This window comes from Streptomyces lothianensis, assembly GCF_047779955.1.
GTDB lineage: Bacteria > Actinomycetota > Actinomycetes > Streptomycetales > Streptomycetaceae > Streptomyces.
Map to the genome: position 1 here is coordinate 24,078 of NZ_JBLMKT010000069.1, position 16,551 is coordinate 40,628.

Genomic DNA, 16,551 nt, shown 5'->3' on the forward strand with positions numbered 1-16,551 from the left:
GGCGACGCGTCCTTCTCCTCGACTGGCTGTCCGGTTCGTCAGGCTGTCCGGTTCGTCAGGCTCTCTTGTTCCGTTACGCCGGTCTGTCCGGCTCCGGGCGCAGGCGGAACCAGTAGAAGCCGTGGCCCGCGAGCGTGAGCAGGTAGGGCAGTTGGCCGATGGCGGGAAAACGCACCCCGCCGATCAGTTCGACCGGGCTGCGGCCCGCGTACACGCGCAGGTCCAGTTCGGTGGGCTGCGCGAAGCGCGAGAAGTTGTGCACGCACAGCACCAGGTCGTCCCGGTCTCCCTCGCGTTCTTCTCGCAGGAAGGCCAGCACCGCCGGGTTCGAGGAGGACAGTTCCTCGTACGAGCCGGTCCCGAACGCCGGATTCTGCTTGCGGATCTCAATCATCCGGCGCGTCCAGTGCAGCAGCGAGGACGGCGAGGACATCGCCGCCTCCACGTTCGTCACCTGGTACCCGTAGACCGGGTCCATGATCGTGGGCAGCGACAGACGGCCCGGGTCGCACGAGGAGAATCCCGCGTTGCGGTCGGGGGTCCACTGCATCGGGGTGCGCACCGCGTCCCGGTCACCGAGCCAGATGTTGTCGCCCATGCCGATCTCGTCGCCGTAGTAGAGGATCGGCGTCCCGGGCAGGGAGAGCAGCAGGGCCGTGAACAGCTCGATCTGGTTGCGGTCGTTGTCCAGCAGGGGCGCCAGCCTGCGCCGGATGCCGATGTTGGCGCGCATCCTTGGGTCCTTGGCGTACTCCGCGTACATGTAGTCGCGTTCCTCGTCGGTGACCATCTCGAGCGTCAGCTCGTCGTGGTTGCGCAGGAAGATGCCCCACTGGCAGCCCGACGGGATCTCCGGTGTCTTGGCCAGGATCTCCGAGACCGGGTACCGCGACTCCCTGCGCACGGCCATGAAGATGCGCGGCATGACGGGGAAGTGGAACGCCATGTGGCACTCGTCGCCGCCGGTGGCCGGGTCGCCGAAGTAGTCGACCACGTCCTCGGGCCACTGGTTCGCCTCGGCCAGCAGCACCGTTTCGGGGTAGTGGGCGTCCACCTCCCGGCGGACCCGCTTCAGGAACGCGTGACTGGCCGGCAGATTCTCGCAGTTCGTGCCCTCCTCGGCGTACAGGTACGGCACCGCGTCCAGCCGGAAGCCGTCGATCCCCAGGTCCAGCCAGAAACGCAGCGCCGCGAGAATCTCCTCCTGCACGGCATGGTTCTCGTAGTTGAGGTCCGGCTGGTGGGAGAAGAAACGGTGGAAGTAGTACTGCCCCCGCACCGGGTCGAAGGTCCAGTTCGATGCTTCGGTGTCGACGAAGATGATGCGCGCGCCGGCGTGCTGTGTGTCGTCGTCCGCCCAGACGTAGTAGTCGCCGTACGGGCCGTCGGGGTCCGAACGGGACTGCTGGAACCACTCGTGCTGGTCGCTGGTGTGGTTCATGACGAAGTCGATGATCACCCGGATACCCCGCTGGTGCGCCTCGTCCACGAACGCCACGAAGTCGCCGAGGTCCCCGAACTCCGGGAGTACGGCGATGTAGTTGGCCACGTCGTAGCCGCCGTCGCGCAGCGGTGACTTGAAGAACGGCGGCAGCCAGAGGCAGTCCACGCCCAGCCATTGCAGGTAGTCGAGCTTCGAGGTGAGGCCCTTGAGGTCGCCGACCCCGTCCCCGTTGCTGTCGCGGAAGGAGCGGACCAGCACTTCGTAGAAGACTGCTCGCTTGAACCAGCCCGGATCGCGCTTCCTGGCAGGGGCGTCCTCGAAGATGTCCTGCACGGGGTCGTTCGTGAACATCGATGCGTCACCTCCGTCGTACGTCGGTTGACTCCGTCGTCGGTACGCGGCGTGGTCAGTACGCCGCGTGGTCAGTACGCCGCGTGGTCAGTACGCCGCGTCGTCAGTACGCCGCGTCGTCAGTACGCCGCGTCGTCAGTGCCTGGTGTCGTCGTCACGCTCCACGGTCAGCACGTGCGCGGGTGCGGGGACACGTTCCGCTTCCAGGCGTACGTAGTTGTGGCGGCCCCAGTGGTAGGTCTCGCCGGACAGTTCGTCGTGCACCCGCAACGGGCCCTCGCTCCACGCCCCGTCCCGGTCCAGGAACAGCGTCCCCTCCTGGGCGTGGTGCGGGTCGAGGTTCACGACCACGAGGACCGTGTCCGCGCCGGTGGGCGTCCTCGTGTGCTTGCTGTACGCGATCAGGGCGTCGTTGTCGGTGGGGTGGAAGCGCACGTTCCTGAGCTCGTGCAGGGCTGGGTGGCGGCGGCGGATGCGGTTGAGGCGGGTGATCAGAGGAGCGATGCTGCGGCCCTCCCGCTCGGCGGCCGCCCAGTCGCGTGGGCGCAGCTCGTACTTCTCGGAGTGCAGGTACTCCTCGCCGCCCGGCCGCAGCGGCGTGTTCTCGCACACCTCGTAGCCGCTGTACATGCCCCACGACGGGGACAGGGTCGCGGCGAGCACGGCCCGCGTCTCGAACGCCGGGCGCCCGCCGTCCTGGAGGCAGGCGTGCAGGATGTCCGGGGTGTTCACAAAGAAGTTCGGCCGCAGGAAATGACCGGTTTCCGCCGCCAGCTCCTCCACATACTCCGTCAGCTCCGACTTCGTGGTGCGCCAGGTGAAATACGTGTACGACTGCTGGAACCCCACTCTGGCCAGGGTGTGCATCATCGCGGGGCGGGTGAACGCCTCCGCCAGGAAGATCACGTCCGGGTCCTCCCCGTTGATCTCGGCGATGACCTGTTCCCAGAACATCACCGGCTTGGTGTGCGGGTTGTCCACGCGGAAGACCCGCACCCCGCGCACCATCCAGAACCGGAGCACTCGCACCGTCTCGGCGACCAGGCCCGGCATGTCCCGGTCGAAGTCGAGCGGGTAGATGTCCTGGTACTTCTTCGGCGGGTTCTCCGCGTACGCGATCGAGCCGTCCGGGCGGCGGCGGAACCACTCCGGATGCTTGTCCACCCAGGGATGATCCGGCGAACACTGCAACGCGAAGTCCAGCGCCACCTCGAGCCCCAGGCCTCGGGCCCGGCGGACGAACGCCTCGAAGTCCGCCACCGTCCCCAGCTGCGGGTGGACCGCGTCGTGCCCGCCCTCCGCCGAACCGACCGCCCACGGCACCCCCACGTCCTGCGGACCCGCGCGCAGGGCGTTGTCCCGGCCCTTGCGGAACGTGCTCCCGATGGGGTGCACCGGCGGCAGGTACACGACGTCGAACCCCATCGCCGCCACCCGCTCCAACGCCTCCGCAGCCGTACGCAACGTCCCGTGCACCGGACTGCCCCGCGCGTCCCGGCCACCCGTCGACCGCGGGAACAGTTCGTACCACGCCCCGTACAACGCCCGCTCACGTTCCACCGACAGGGGCAGCGGAGCCGAAGCGGTGACCAGGCGGCGGAGCGGGTGGCGTGCCAGCACCGCGTCGAGCTCGGGCGTCAGCGCGGCCGCACAGCGGCCTCGCACCGGACGCGAGTCGTCCCGCAGCGCCGCGACGGCGTCGAGCACCCGCTGCCGGTCACAGCCCTCCGGCACGCCGGCCGCGGCCTGCTCGTAGAGGTCGGCGCCTTCCTCCAGGACCAGGCCCGTGTCGATGCCCGCCGGAATCTTGATGCCCGCGGTGCGGCGCCAAGTGGCGATCGGGTCGGTCCACGCCTCCACGCAGTACGTCCACCGGCCGGGCGCGTGCGGCGTCACCTCGGCGCTCCAGCGGTCTGTGCCGGGGGCCGTCTCCCACATCGAGGCCGAAAGGGGTGATGTGGCGGCCCCGTCGGGCGCCCCTGGCTCCCTCAGCAGGACCCGTGCGGCCAACACCGCGTCCCCCTCGCAGAAGACAGTCGCCGAGACCTCGAAGGTCTCGCCCGTCACGGCCTTCGCGGGGCGTACGCCGCACTCGACGACGGGGCGTACGTCGAGGATCTGGATCCGGCCCGACATCGGCTGTGTTCCGTCCGGCATCCCCGTTCCCTCCGACACGCCCGCGCCCTCCGCCATCCCCGCACCCTCCGAAAGCCTCGTACCGTCCGACACCCCGGCCATCAGTGCGACCGCCCGTCGGCGAGCGGCTGAGGGCGGCGCACATAGCGTTCGGCGGCGTCGGCGGCGTCCCGTGCCGAGCGCTCGCCCATGAGGATGCAGAGCGTGTAGCCGCAGTCCTCGAAATTCCTCCTGGCCACACGGTCCGCCGGGGCCGCGCGTACCGTGCGCTCCCAAATCCGGAACCGCGCCAGTTGGCGGGCGACCTCCGTCTTGTCCGGCAGCAGCATGACGGCCACCCTTCGCGCACAACTTCCACGCGCCTTCGGCCAAGGAGCACTCTTGCCCCTGAATGCGCCGTGCCGTCCCGAGTCCTCACTCATGATGCATGCGCGAACACGCACCGTCCTGTTCGGAGTTCAACCAGCGGATCCGCATGCGGCGGCCACACCTGCGCTCCTGTTGCGCAGATGGCGTAATCCCCGCAGGCTTGAGTCACCCAGAAGCGATCACCACTCACGCTCCGTGATCGCAGCGCGATCCGGCCATACGGCCGCCGCCATGCCGGCGGGCAGGGCACGAGCCTCGCGGATGAGGAGCACCGAGATGGAAACCGCAGTGTCCCGCTATTACCACCTCGACGTGGAGGTCACGCCGGAACGGGCCGGTCAGGTCAGCCGGATCCTCGCCGCACACCTGCGGGTGTGGAACCTCGAGAAGCTCATCCGGCCCGTTTGCCGGGGCTCCGAGCTACTGCTCCGGGCCATCGACGAGCACGCCACGGGCACGAAGGCGGCCGTCGAGATGTGGTGGACGGGCAGGCACCACATCACCGCCATCGGGCACCAGGACCGGAGCCACTTCCTGGATCAGGGGTGGCAGGACTGCCTGGCCGGCATCGCCGCGCTGAGCCACGGCTGGGGGCGCTGCACACAGGACGCCGCAGACGGCGGTGGCAGCCAGGTCATCTGGTTCTCGCGCCGGGTCGGCACCGACGTGGCCGCTCACCTGGCCCCTGTGGTGCCCGGCCTTCCCGCCCGCGAGGCCCTCCGACTCCCGCACACGCCGCCACTCACGACCCTCGCCGCGCCGGTGGGTACGGCCGATCCCGACCGGTTCTCCGGCACGGCGTCCGCCGCGCTCGCCGACGAGCCGCGGTGACCGCGCCGCAGCACCGACGGGCACAGCGGCCGGCCTCGGGTGAGCAGTATGCCCGGGGCGACCGCCCCGTTTTCTGCGGCCGGCCGTATCCGCTCGGCGCGACCTTCGACGGCCGGGGCACCAACTTCGCGCTGTTCAGCGAGGCCGCCGAGCGCGTGGACCTCGTCCTGATCGACGAAGACGGAGACGGAGACGCAGACAGGGCCGAAAAGGGCGGCGGAGGCGGGAACGGCGGTGGAAATCCGGGCGTGGGCCGCGCCCTGACCATCCCCCTGCCCGAAGTGGACGGCTTCGTCCACCACGGCTACCTACCGGGCGTGGGCCCGGGCCACCGCTACGGCTACCGCGTGCACGGCCCCTGGCACCCGGCCACCGGTCACCGCTGCAACGCGGCCAAGCTCCTGCTCGACCCGTACGCCACGGCCGTGGACGGCCAGACCGACAACCACCCCTCCCTGTACGAGCGCGGCTCCGGCGGGCCCGATCCCACCGACAGCGCCGGGCACACCATGCTCGGGGTGATCACCGACCCTGCGTTCGACTGGGGCGACGACGCCCCGCCCCGGCGCCCGTACAAGGACACGGTCATCTACGAGGCGCATGTGCGCGGCCTGACCCGCACCCACCCCGACGTACCGCCGCACCTGCGCGGAACATTCTCGGGTCTGGCCCACCCGGCCGTCATCGAACACCTCACCACCCTCGGGGTGACGGCGATCGAGCTGATGCCGGTCCACCAGTACGCGCAGGACGGCTTCCTGCTCGACCGGGGCCTGTCCAACTACTGGGGCTACAACACCATCGGCTACTTCGCCCCGCACAACGGCTACGCCGCCCACGGCACCCGCGGCGAGCAGGTCGGCGAGTTCAAGGAGATGGTCAAGGCTCTGCACGCGGCCGGACTCGAGGTGATCCTCGACGTCGTCTACAACCACACCGCCGAGGGCAACGAGACGGGCCCCACCCTCTGCTTCCGCGGCATCGACAACGCCTCGTACTACCGTCTCGCCGACGGCGACTTCGCGCACTACTACGACACCACGGGCACCGGGAACAGCCTCCTCATGCGCCACCCGTACGTGCTTCAGCTCATCATGGACTCGCTGCGCCATTGGGTGACCGAGATGCACGTCGACGGCTTCCGCTTCGACCTTGCGGCCACGCTCGCCCGGCAGTTCCACGAGGTCGACCGGCTGTCGGCGTTCTTCGACCTGATCCAGCAGGACCCGGTGATCAGCCGGGTCAAACTGATCGCCGAGCCGTGGGACGTAGGCGAGGGCGGCTACCAGGTCGGCAACTTCCCGCCGCTGTGGTCGGAGTGGAACGGCAAGTACCGGGATTCCGTACGGGACTTCTGGCGGTCCGAGCCGAACACGCTCGCCGAGTTCGCCTCCCGACTGACCGGCTCGTCCGACCTGTACGAGCGCAGCGGGCGGCGGCCCCGTGCCGGCATCAACTTCGTCACCGCACACGACGGGTTCACACTGCGCGACCTCGTCTCGTACAACGGCAAACACAACGAGGCCAACGGCGAGCAGAACCGCGACGGCGAAAACGCCAACCGCTCCTGGAACTGCGGGGCGGAGGGCCCGTCCGACGACCCGGACGTCCGCACCCTGCGCGCCCGCCAGCAGCGCAACTTCCTGGCCACGCTCTTCCTCTCCCAGGGCATCCCGATGCTCAGCCACGGCGACGAGCTGGGCCGCTCACAGGGAGGCAACAACAACGCGTACTGCCAGGACAACGAGGTCTCCTGGCTCGACTGGCGGCATCTGACGGACGAGCAGTGTGACCTGTTCGCCTTCACCCGCCGCCTCATCGCCCTGCGTGCCGCCCACCCGGCCCTGCGCCGCCGCCGCTTCTTCACCGGCAGGCAGGGGGCCGGCCACGGCCGGGTGGGGCTCGCCGACGGACTGGCCCACGGACCGGCCACCGCGGACGCCCTGCCCGACCTGGTGTGGCTGCGACCGGACGGCACCGAAATGCATCCAGGGGACTGGCAGCACCCCGACACCCACACAGTCACGGTCTTCCTCAACGGCGACGCCCTCGCGGAGCACGACGAGCTCGGGCGCCCGGTCGTGGACGACTCCTTCCTGCTCCTGCTCAACGCCCACTGGCAACCGGCCACCCTCCGCCTGCCGGCCGCGGTGTACGGCGAGCGCTGGACGGTCCTCGTGGATACGACGACCGCACACCCGCCGGAGGGCTCCGAGTACGAGTCCGAGTACAAGGCTGACTCGGAGCTCACGGTGGAAGCGCGCAGCCTGCTTCTGCTGTCCAGCCTCCCGTCACGGTCTTCGCAGTAGCAGAGGAGTCCCACCGGACGATCGTCCCCACCCCGCGCGCACACGCCGGACACCCTTCGGTGTCCGCGAGGGCAGGCCGGTGAAATCAGCCACGCCCGCCTCGCCGGGCGTGGCTCAGCGGGCGGCCAGTACCAGTGCCAGGCCGATCAGCGCCGGAACGGTCTGCACGAAGAGGATCTTCCGGCTCGCCGTCGCGGCACCGTAGGCACCGGCCACGGCCACGCACACCAGGAAGAACACCTTCGCCTGGAAGCCCACCGGGTCGGACGCCACCGCGCCCCACACCAGCCCGGCGGCGAGGAAGCCGTTGTACAGCCCTTGATTGGCCGCGAGCGCCTTGGTCTCGGCGGCGAATTCGACGCTGGTACCGAAGGCCGCCCGGGCCCGCGGGCCGGTCCACAGGAACATCTCCAGGACCAGGATGTAGACGTGTAGCGCGGCGATGAGCAGCACCACGACGGTTGCGATGATCGACATGGCCCCAGAATCACATACGACGCCCGATCTCCGGCAAGCCACCAGCACGGCGACGAACGCTCCCTCCACACATGACCCGAAGGCCGTAAGCCGAAGGGGGACGGTCGGCGTCGGCCATGCGGTCGTCGCGAGGGTTCGCGACGGTCGTCAGCGCGACGGCGGCGCCCACGCCGCCGAGCGCGCCCGGCGGGCGAAGCGGCCCTGATGCGGGCTCCGGGTCCACACCCCCAGCACGTCCGATCGTATTCCGTGATCGGGCCCCGGCTGCCAGGATGCCAGCACGCTTTCGTTCTCGGCGTGGTGTCGGGCCTCGGTGCGCGCCCGTGGAGTCGGAGGTCTGTTCGCCGGTTTGGGGAGGATGGGCTGTGTTCGTTGGGCGCGAGAGGGAACTGGCCGAGCTGCAGTACGCGTTGAAGGCTCACCGGCTGGTGACCCTGACGGGCGTTGCGGGCGTCGGCAAGTCGCGGCTGGCCAGGCAGCTGGTGGACCTCGGTCTGGTGGCCGATGCGGAGCAGTGCTGCTGGGCGGACCTGTGGCAGTTACGGGACGAGGGGCTGCTCGCGCCGCTCGTGGCCGATGCGTGTGGTCTGTCCGATCACACGCCGCGGATGCCGGTGGATGTGATCTGTGACTGGATCGGCGAGCGTGATCTGCTGTTGGTGCTCGATTCCTGTGAGCATGTGCCGGCGGCGTGCCGGAGCATGGTGCGGGTGCTGCTGGACAGTTGCCCGCGGCTGAGAATCGTGGCCACGAGCCGTGAACTGTTGCAGCTGGACGAGGAGTTCGTGACCGAGATCCGGCCGTTGCCGAGTGCCACGGATGCCGCGGAGTTGTTTCTGCAGCGTGCCACGGAGTCGGGGCATCTGCCGGAGCCGGGGGATCTGAACCAGGTCACCGAGTTGTGCAGCTACCTCGACGGGCTTCCGCTGGCGTTGGAGCTGGCTGCGGGGGCGCTGCGGCACAGCAGCATCGAGGATCTTCTGCAGCGTCCGCGGCACGAGTTGAGCCGGGCCGAGGACGAGGTGCGTCCCATCGCGCCGCGCCGGCATGACGTATTGCGGACGGCTCTGGGCTGGAGCCATGAACTGTGCACACCTGCGGAGCGGTTGCTGTGGGCCCGGTTGTCCGTGGTGCACGGTCATTTCGATGAGCCGGTGGCGGCGGCGTTGTGTTCCGGCGGGCCGCTGGCGCCGGACGATGTGGGTCGGGCGCTGGCCGCTCTGGTGGACAAGTCCGTTGTGACGCGCCGCCGGGGACGGTATGTGCTGCTCGACACGGTGCGTGAGTACGGGCGGCTGTGGCTCGGTGAGCTCGGTGAGCTGGAGTCGATGGAGGGTGCGCACGCCTCGTACTTCCTCACGCAGGCGCAGCTGGCGGACGCCACCTGGACGAGTGCCGAGCAGACCGGCTGGTATCGCACGATCAAGGAGGCGCACCCCGATCTGTGCGCGGCCCTTGACCATCTGCTCGCCCAGGATGTCGATGCGGCGCTCGAACTTGCCACGTTGACGGGCTTCTACTGGACGTGCTGCGGGCATGCGCACACCGCGCAGCTGTATCTCTCGCGCACTCTGAAGGCCTGTGACAGTCAGGGGCCGGTGCGGCAGCGGGCCGTTTGGGCGCTCGGGCTGACGCATCTGCTGCAGGGCAATCACGCCACGGGTACGCATCTGGCCCGTCAGTGCCTGGAGAACGCCCGTGTCACCGAGGACGCGACCGCGTTGTTGCGGGCCGCCTATCTGCAGGCCATGAGCGATCTGCTGCAGGGCCGTCCGCAACCGAGCCTCGATCTGCTCGAGCACGCGCTGGAGAACGCGGAGGCTCACAGGTCGGATGCGGTCGAGCCCGCGCCTCAGGCCGTGATGATGTGCCGGATGCTGCGTCTGTTCGCCCTCACCGGGCTGGGTCGGCTGGAGCAGAGTCTGGAGGCGGCCACGGATCTGCGCGCGGAGTGCGTCGCGATGGGCGAGCACTGGATCCGCTCGTATGCCGACTATCAGATGTGTGTGATCGCGTTGCGTGAGCGGGAGGGTGAACTGGCCCTGGAGTACGCCCGTTCGATGCTGAACGCGAAGCAGCAGATCGGCGACACCTTCGGTATCGCGTTGGGGCTCGACATGCTCGCCGCGGCCTTCTCTGCCAATGGGGACGGCCATTCCGCGGCGCTGGCGTCCGGCGCGGGCCAGCGGCTGTGGGATGCGGTCGGTCATCCGCAGCGCGGGGCGCCGGACGTGGCGCCGCTGCGTGAGGCGGGCGAGGATGTCGCGCGGCAGCTGGTGGGAGCCGGTGCGTACGAGACGTATCGCAGCGAGGCAGCTCATGCCGACCCCGGCGAGATGCTCGCCTGGGCGACAGGTGGCAAGCCGCCGCTGTAGGGCGCGCGGCGCGACGCGATCGTATGGGATGTCTTTTCCGGGGCGTCACCCGTTTGCCGCTCCGGTATGACCTTCGCCAGAGCAGCTGCGCGATGGCGTGAAGACCCGATTGAACTGCGAAAACTTGCCTCTGCGAGGGCGCGGGAACAGGGGGGCGCGCGACAGGGACTCCCCCGCGCACGAATTCGACCGCGCGCTCCCCGCTGCGCTGAGGGATTCGGCGATCGCGCGCTGGTAGCTTCCCGGCTCGTGATCAATTCGTTTCGCGAAGGTCCGGCTGATCCGGCTGATCCTGCTGCCCCGCAGCGCCTGCTGCCGCTGCCGCCGGGGCATCAGGTCCCCGTACGCCCCACGCTGCTGTGCCCCGCCGAGGAGGACGACCGTGCCGTACTCGACACGCTGCTCGACTCCGGCCGCGTGCGCGAGCGGCATGACCGCATCGACGAGCAGCTGGGCGAGCTGGCGCGCTGTCTTCGCCCGCACGAAGCCCTCGCCGGACGCCGGCTGGAGGCGGCCGTGGAGGAGTCGACCGGTGGGACCGAGCCCGGCCGCTACGGAGTCTGGGCGTGGTATCCGTGGTCGGGGCGCCTCGTGCATGTGCTGCCCCGTGCGGAGTTCCGGCGGGTGCGCACGGACCGCAACCGGGACAAGATCACCGCGGTGGAGCAGCAGCGTCTGCTGACGTGCTGCATCGGCGTGATCGGCCTGTCCGTGGGGAACAGCGCGGCGCTCACCTGCGCCATGGAGGGTGTAGCCGGATCGTTCCGCCTGGCCGATTTCGACCGCCTCGGGCTCAGCAACCTCAACCGGCTGCGGGCCGGCGTACACGACCTGGGGCTGCCCAAGACGGTGCTGTGCGCGCGACAGATGTACGAGATCGACCCCTACCTCGACATCGAACTGTGGCACGAGGGCCTCACCGAGGACACCATCGACGCCTTCTTCACCACCGGGGGCCGTCCGCTCGACCTGGTGATCGAGGAGTGCGACACCCCGTGGGTGAAGACCGCCGCCCGCGAGCAGGCGCGGCGCCATGGCGTCCCGGTGCTGATGGACGCCAACGACCGGGGGCTGCTGGACGTCGAGCGGTTCGACCTCGAGCCGGACCGTCCGCTGTTCCACGGCCGGGGCGGCGATCTGACGGCAGCGGACGTACGGGACCTGGCTCCGGCGGACGCCCTGGCCTATCTGCTGCGCATCTGCGACGAGCAGCGGCTGAGCCCCGCGATGAAGGATGCCCTCGGCCGGATCGGGCACACCCTGTCCAGCTGGCCGCAGCTTGCGAGCGGCGTGATGCTCGGCGGAGCCCTGGTCACCGACACGGCACGCCGCATCCTGCTCGGCGAGGCCGTGGCATCCGGCCGTTACTACGTCGATTTCGAAGAACTCATCGGCACCCTCGATGCCGAGCTCGTCCCCGCGGGAGCAACCCGGTGAACCATCTGCCCGAACTCCACGGAGAGCACCTGTGGCTGCGCGAGCTGCGCGCCACCGATCTGGCGCCCTTCGAGCGCATCCACACCCACCCTGTCCTCACGCGCTACCTCGGTGTCGACCGGATGGACGCGCGGCAGGCCCAGGACGCGTTCGCGCAGCATCTCGCGCAGCCCTACACCCACCCGCGGCGCAAGCACACCCTCGCCGTATGCCCGCCCGGTCAGGACGTCATGGTCGGCACCATGGGCCTGCTCGTCGAGGAGTACGGGCGCAACGCGATGCTCACCGGCCTGGTCCTGCTGCCCGACGCGCCCGTACGCGGCCACGGGCACGAGGCAGGGCGTCTCCTGATGGCATACGGGTTCGGGCGCCTGGGGCTGCACCGTATCTGGGCCGGGCACCGGGCGGATCACACGCGGATGCGCCAGGTGATGCTGGCGGCCGGGCTGCATCCCGAGGCCACGCTGCGGGAGCTGTTCCACACCCAGGGCCACTGGCACGATGTCACCACGTACGCGGCTCTCGCACCCGAGTGGATCCGGCAGGCCTCGCCGACCGAGCAGGCCGTGCTGCGCGGCGCTGTGCTCCCCGCTCCGGCGGGTGCCTCGGCCTGAGTTCCGGCTCGCGCCGGTGCGCGCCGGTGCAGGCGCGCGCCGGTGCGGACCGGTCAGCCGGCCTGTGGGCCGGGCTCCCCCGCCAGGAGCAGCTTCTTCTGCGGCTTGCCCATGGCATTGCGCGGCACGGCGGGGACGAAGCGCACCTCACGCGGCCGTTTGTGCGCGGACAGCTGTGCGGCGACGAAGTCCGTGAGCTCGGTGCCCGTCACTCCTTCGGCGACCACGAAGGCCACGATCCGCTGCCCGAGGTCCGTGTCCGGGACCCCGACCACCGCCGCTTCGCTCACCCGCGGATGATCCAGGAGTGCGTTCTCGATCTCTCCCGCGCCGATCCGGTAGCCGCCGGACTTGATGAGGTCGATCGAGGCGCGGCCCACGATCCGGTGGACCCCGTCCGTCTGGTCGACGGCCGCGATGTCGCCCGTACGGAACCATCCGTCCTCGGTGTACGCGGCCGCCGTGGCCTCGGGACGGCCCACATAGCCGGTGAACAGTGTCGGCCCGGTCACCTGGAGTTCGCCGATCTCGGCGCCGGGCTCGGCCGCGATGCGCGTACGGATGCCGGGCAGCGGGGTTCCGACCGTGCCGGGCCTGACCTCGCCGTCGGCGCGGCCGCTGAGGGTGATCAGGGTCTCGGTCATCCCGTAGCGCTCCACCGGCCGCAGCCCCGTCAGCCGCTCCAGGTCCCGGAAGACGGGCGCGGGCAGGGCGGCGCTGCCCGAGACGAGCAGCCGGGCCCCGGTGAGCTCGGCTGCGGCCAGCGGGGAGCGTGCGATGCGGGACCACACCGTCGGCACCCCGAAGTAGAGGCTGCCGCCCGCGGCCGCGTACGCCTCGGGCGTCGGCCGCCCCGTGTGCACGAGGCGGCTTCCGGTGCGCAGGGCCCCGAGGACGCCGAGGACGAGCCCGTGTACGTGGAACAGCGGCAGTCCGTGCACGAGGGTGTCCTCGGCGGTCCACTGCCAGGCTTCGGCGAGGGCGTCCAGGTCGGCGGCGAGTGCAGCGCCGGTGAGGGCGACGCCCTTGGGGGCGCCCGTGGTGCCGGAGGTGTACAGGATCAGCGCCGGGCGCTCGGGGCCCGGCGCGTCGTCGGCTCGCGCTGCGTCCGGTGACGGAGATCCGGCCGATCGACGGGCGAAGTCGACGTCGACGAGCACGGCCCCCGAGTCCCGGAGAATGTGCTCGCGCTCGGCGGACCCGGCATCGGGGGGCAGCGGCACGAACGGCACCCCGGCGAGCAGTCCGCCGACCGCGGCGGCGACGGTCTCCAGGGAGGACGTCGCGGTCACGGCGAACGCCTTCGCGCCGGCGACGTCGGCGGCCACGGCGCGTGCCGCGCCCAGCAGTTCCTCGTACGAGGCCGTCCGGCCCGCGACCCGGATCGCGTCCTCTCGGTCGCCGTACACCCCGTCCAATGCGGTCAGCACGTCAGTCCCCTTGTACTTGTGTGTGTGCCTGTCCCGGCCCGCTCGGCCGGACTTCTCGGCCACGCTACGTTGCACCGTGGCGGTGAGGCGGTGAGGCGGTGAGGCGGGTGTGGCCTCAGCCGTACTGCGGGGCCGGGGGCTCGGCCGGGCCCAGCCAGGGTTTCAGCCAGCGGTCGTAGCTCTGCTGCCAGGCGGTCTCGCTTGTCTTCTCCAGGGTGGCGTTGACCACCCGCAGCAGGTCGTCCGAGCCCTTCCTGACCGCGACGCCGTAGGAGACCTCTCCGACCTCGGGTCCGACCAGGCGGGTGCCGTCCTCCTGGGCGGCGAGGCCCGCGGCGAGTCCGCTGTCGGTGAGGACCGCGTCGACGCGGGAGAGCTGGAGCAGCATCAGACAGTCCAAGGCATTGGGCCGTCCGCGCATCCAGGCGCCGTACTCCTGTCCCTGACCGCTCAGCAGCCCGTAGCCGCTGGAGCCGTAGGCGGTGCACACCGTCTTGCCCTTCAGGCTGCCGTTGAAGCCGGTGATATCGGAGTTCTCGGGTACCAGGACACGCTGTCCGGTCTCGAAGTAGGGGCTGGAGAAGTCCACCGCCGGATCTTCCGGCGTGCCCTCGAGTGCCCGGCAGGTGATCGGCATGGCCTGGACGAGCACGTCCACCTCGCCGTCCGCAAGGGCCTGCTGGCGGCGGTCGATGGGGACGGTGCGGAACTCCACCGCCTCGCTGTCGCCGAGCAGGGCTTCGGCGAGCTGCTCGGCCAGGTCGATGTCGAAGCCCGCAAGATTGCCGTCGGCGTCCCGGTGGGTCCACAGATAGCGGTTCTGCGCCACTCCGGCGATGAGTTTGCCCCGGCTCCTGATCTTCTTCACGGCCGGTCCGTTGCGGCTGCCGCGGCTCGGGTCCGGGCTCACCGTGGTGTCGCAGTCCTCCTCGGCGAACGTCCGCTGCCGTGGCGCCGATTCGGGCGCCCCCGCGCCCTGTGGTGCCGAGCGGGCTCCCGCCTGCGTCGTGGACCGAGGCTGCGAGGTCGGCGGCTGCTCAGGCGCGGCGCAGCCGGCCGTCAGAACGGCCGCCAGCGACGCGGCGGTCAACCACACCGCGGCCCGTCGGGCGGCCGCGCGGCACGGTGGCGCGGAACACCATGCCGTACGAGCAGACCGCCATGCCGTACGAGCGGATGCTGCGCCTGCGTTCCCCACTGCCGTCCCCTTTCGCATCCCGCCGCGGCCCGGGGCGGTCACCGGTACTCCGCCAGCCGCTTGCCGACTCCCAGGACCGCGCCCGCGGCGCCCAGCAGGCAGAGCAGCGCGCCGCCGACGGGCAGGCCCGTGAGCGCACCGCGTCCGCTCTCGGCCCGGTCCTCGAACTGCTGCTGCTCGTGGTCCACCGCAGCGGCCAGCTTCCGGTCCATGGCTGCGAAGCTGCGCTCGGTCGTGTCCTTGATGTCGACGCCGTCGACCTCCCCGCCGATGGTGCGGGCCAGGGCGGCCTCGTAGTCACCTCGGTCGTCCTGCCTGCGGGCCTGATCGTGGAGCTTCTTCCAGCCCTTCAGCTCCGTCCAGGCATCGGCAACGAGCATTTGCCCCGCCTGGTCCTCGGCCTGTCGCTCGGAGCGCTGCATCAGCCGCTGCCCCTTGTCCTTGCCGTCCATGGCGCCCGCCCAGTAGTCGAACTCCCGGGAGTACGCGGCACCTTCTCCGCGTGCCACCAGCGCCATGTTCTCGTTCCCGCGCGCCTTCAGGCCGGCGATACGGGACTGGGTCAGCAACTGCACCGAGGCCGAGCCGTGGGTGTCGGATTCCTCCAGCGAGGAGCGGGCCACGGTATGACCGGCCGTCAGCCAGATCAGGGAGACGAGGACCGTCCCGGCCGCCGCCACAAGCCCCAGGTTGAAGACGCGGTTGGTGGCCAGGTACAGCCGGTAGGAGAAGAATCCGATCACCGCCAGGACGAGCAGACCGGCACCGTAGGCGGTCCAGGGCGGCTCGGTGGCATCGGCGCGGATCGCGGCCATCCGCCGGATCTCCGCGTGGTACATGTCCTCTGCCGCCGGAAGCATGGTGGAGCGCATCTGCTCCGAGGCGTAGCGCAGATACGAGTTGCCGACCGGCTTGTTCTCCCGGTTGGCGGAGCGTGCCGCCTCCACCAGGCTTGCGTAGCCGGGCAGTTCCCGGTTGAGAATGGTGATCTGGCGCTGGGCGGCGAAGGAGTCACCGGTACGGGCCGCCGCCTTGGCGAGCAGCCGGGAGGCGGTGCGGATGTTCGCCTCGTAGGCGACGCGGTCCGCATGGGTCTCCTCGCTGCCCCGCAGGAAGCCCGCTGCCGCGGTGGCGTCCGCGTCCGCGAGCGAGCGGTAGATCTCCGCCGCGTCGGCGCTGAGCGGCGCGGACTGCTCCGCCAGCTCCCGGGCCGCCGTCTGCCGTTCGTGGACCGAGCTGAACAGGAGTGCTCCGAAGAGCACCGTCACGAGCGCCATGACCAGCCCCGCGAGCCGCAGCCGGGCGGGCGGGGAACCTGTCCCCACCCTCCGCAGCACCGCTGATGCGCCCACCCGCAGCCTTCGCTGCCACCGCTGCGGAGCGGCCTGCGGGACCGTCGGCACGGGTGCGGCACCGTTCGCGGATGCACCTGGTCCGGACGCGCGCCCCGCCCTCGTCGGCGTCACCAAACCGGCCTCCCCCTTTGCTGTCCGACAGACCCCGCCGAACTCCCCTTGCCGCAATCGATGTTGGGAACACTAGTGTGTCCACCCCGAAGGGCACTAGGCTGACGGAATGTC

Annotated in this window: 12 protein-coding genes; 5 read left to right on the top strand and 7 right to left on the bottom strand. The window is 70.4% G+C overall.

Features of this window, described 5'->3' with window-relative positions; genetic code table 11:
* Nucleotides 1–73: 73 nt before the first annotated feature.
* The 3 genes from treS to ACLF6P_RS24060 all read right to left on the bottom strand — a co-directional run bounded on the left by treS (nt 74) and on the right by ACLF6P_RS24060 (nt 4,260).
* Nucleotides 74–1,795, bottom strand: coding sequence for a maltose alpha-D-glucosyltransferase (gene treS / locus ACLF6P_RS24050; protein ID WP_415952829.1), 1,722 nt, complete (start codon nt 1,793–1,795; stop codon nt 74–76).
* 135 nt (nt 1,796–1,930) lie between these two features.
* Nucleotides 1,931–3,952, bottom strand: a complete 2,022-nt coding sequence (locus ACLF6P_RS24055; RefSeq protein ID WP_415952831.1) for an alpha-1,4-glucan--maltose-1-phosphate maltosyltransferase — start codon at nt 3,950–3,952, stop codon at nt 1,931–1,933.
* 80 nt (nt 3,953–4,032) lie between these two features.
* Nucleotides 4,033–4,260, bottom strand: coding sequence for a DUF5133 domain-containing protein (locus ACLF6P_RS24060; RefSeq protein WP_415952833.1), 228 nt, complete (start codon nt 4,258–4,260; stop codon nt 4,033–4,035).
* Between the two features lie 316 nt (nt 4,261–4,576).
* On the opposite strand from ACLF6P_RS24060, the gene ACLF6P_RS24065 reads away from it, so the two are divergent.
* Together ACLF6P_RS24065 and glgX are read left to right on the top strand one after the other, a co-directional pair.
* Complete coding sequence (locus ACLF6P_RS24065) at nt 4,577–5,131, top strand: pep a2 (RefSeq protein ID WP_415952834.1); 555 nt, start codon at nt 4,577–4,579, stop codon at nt 5,129–5,131.
* Complete coding sequence (glgX, locus tag ACLF6P_RS24070) at nt 5,128–7,440, top strand: glycogen debranching protein GlgX (protein ID WP_415952836.1); 2,313 nt, start codon at nt 5,128–5,130, stop codon at nt 7,438–7,440. Before ACLF6P_RS24065 ends, glgX begins: the two co-directional genes overlap by 4 nt.
* A gap of 114 nt (nt 7,441–7,554) precedes the next feature.
* Here the strand turns inward: glgX and ACLF6P_RS24075 are convergent, their stop codons facing one another.
* Nucleotides 7,555–7,917, bottom strand: a complete 363-nt coding sequence (locus ACLF6P_RS24075; protein WP_415952837.1) for a DUF1304 domain-containing protein — start codon at nt 7,915–7,917, stop codon at nt 7,555–7,557.
* 323 nt (nt 7,918–8,240) lie between these two features.
* Here ACLF6P_RS24075 and ACLF6P_RS24080 point away from each other — a divergent pair, with 323 nt between their 5' ends.
* From ACLF6P_RS24080 to ACLF6P_RS24090, 3 genes are all read left to right on the top strand, one after another.
* The gene (locus tag ACLF6P_RS24080) at nt 8,241–10,292 is read left to right on the top strand and encodes an ATP-binding protein (protein ID WP_415952839.1); all 2,052 of its coding nucleotides are present in this window, start codon (nt 8,241–8,243) and stop codon (nt 10,290–10,292) included.
* A 249-nt stretch (nt 10,293–10,541) separates the two neighbouring features.
* Entirely contained in the window at nt 10,542–11,729 is a 1,188-nt protein-coding gene (locus tag ACLF6P_RS24085) for a ThiF family adenylyltransferase (RefSeq protein WP_415952841.1), read from the top strand.
* Entirely contained in the window at nt 11,726–12,343 is a 618-nt protein-coding gene (locus tag ACLF6P_RS24090; RefSeq protein ID WP_415952843.1) for a GNAT family N-acetyltransferase, read from the top strand. Before ACLF6P_RS24085 ends, ACLF6P_RS24090 begins: the two co-directional genes overlap by 4 nt.
* Nucleotides 12,344–12,396: 53 nt before the next feature.
* On the opposite strand, the gene ACLF6P_RS24095 is transcribed toward ACLF6P_RS24090, so the two are convergent.
* The 3 genes from ACLF6P_RS24095 to ACLF6P_RS24105 all read right to left on the bottom strand — a co-directional run bounded on the left by ACLF6P_RS24095 (nt 12,397) and on the right by ACLF6P_RS24105 (nt 16,296).
* Nucleotides 12,397–13,773 (bottom strand): AMP-binding protein, encoded by a 1,377-nt coding sequence (locus tag ACLF6P_RS24095; RefSeq protein ID WP_415952844.1) that lies wholly within the window; start codon nt 13,771–13,773, stop codon nt 12,397–12,399.
* 115 nt (nt 13,774–13,888) lie between these two features.
* Nucleotides 13,889–14,863 (bottom strand): transporter substrate-binding domain-containing protein, encoded by a 975-nt coding sequence (locus ACLF6P_RS24100; RefSeq protein WP_415952846.1) that lies wholly within the window; start codon nt 14,861–14,863, stop codon nt 13,889–13,891.
* 146 nt (nt 14,864–15,009) lie between these two features.
* Nucleotides 15,010–16,296, bottom strand: a complete 1,287-nt coding sequence (locus ACLF6P_RS24105) for a hypothetical protein (protein ID WP_415952848.1) — start codon at nt 16,294–16,296, stop codon at nt 15,010–15,012.
* Nucleotides 16,297–16,551: the final 255 nt, after the last annotated feature.

What these genes read in the sequence shown, in the direction of transcription:
- ACLF6P_RS24055 (WP_415952831.1), bottom strand. Translation starts at nt 3,952, where the DNA reads ATGCCGGACGGAACACAGCCGATGTCGGGCCGGATCCAGATCCTCGAC.
- ACLF6P_RS24065 (WP_415952834.1), top strand. Translation starts at nt 4,577, where the DNA reads ATGGAAACCGCAGTGTCCCGCTATTACCACCTCGACGTGGAGGTCACG.
- ACLF6P_RS24075 (WP_415952837.1), bottom strand. Translation starts at nt 7,917, where the DNA reads ATGTCGATCATCGCAACCGTCGTGGTGCTGCTCATCGCCGCGCTACAC.
- treS (WP_415952829.1), bottom strand. Translation starts at nt 1,795, where the DNA reads ATGTTCACGAACGACCCCGTGCAGGACATCTTCGAGGACGCCCCTGCC.
- ACLF6P_RS24060 (WP_415952833.1), bottom strand. Translation starts at nt 4,260, where the DNA reads ATGCTGCTGCCGGACAAGACGGAGGTCGCCCGCCAACTGGCGCGGTTC.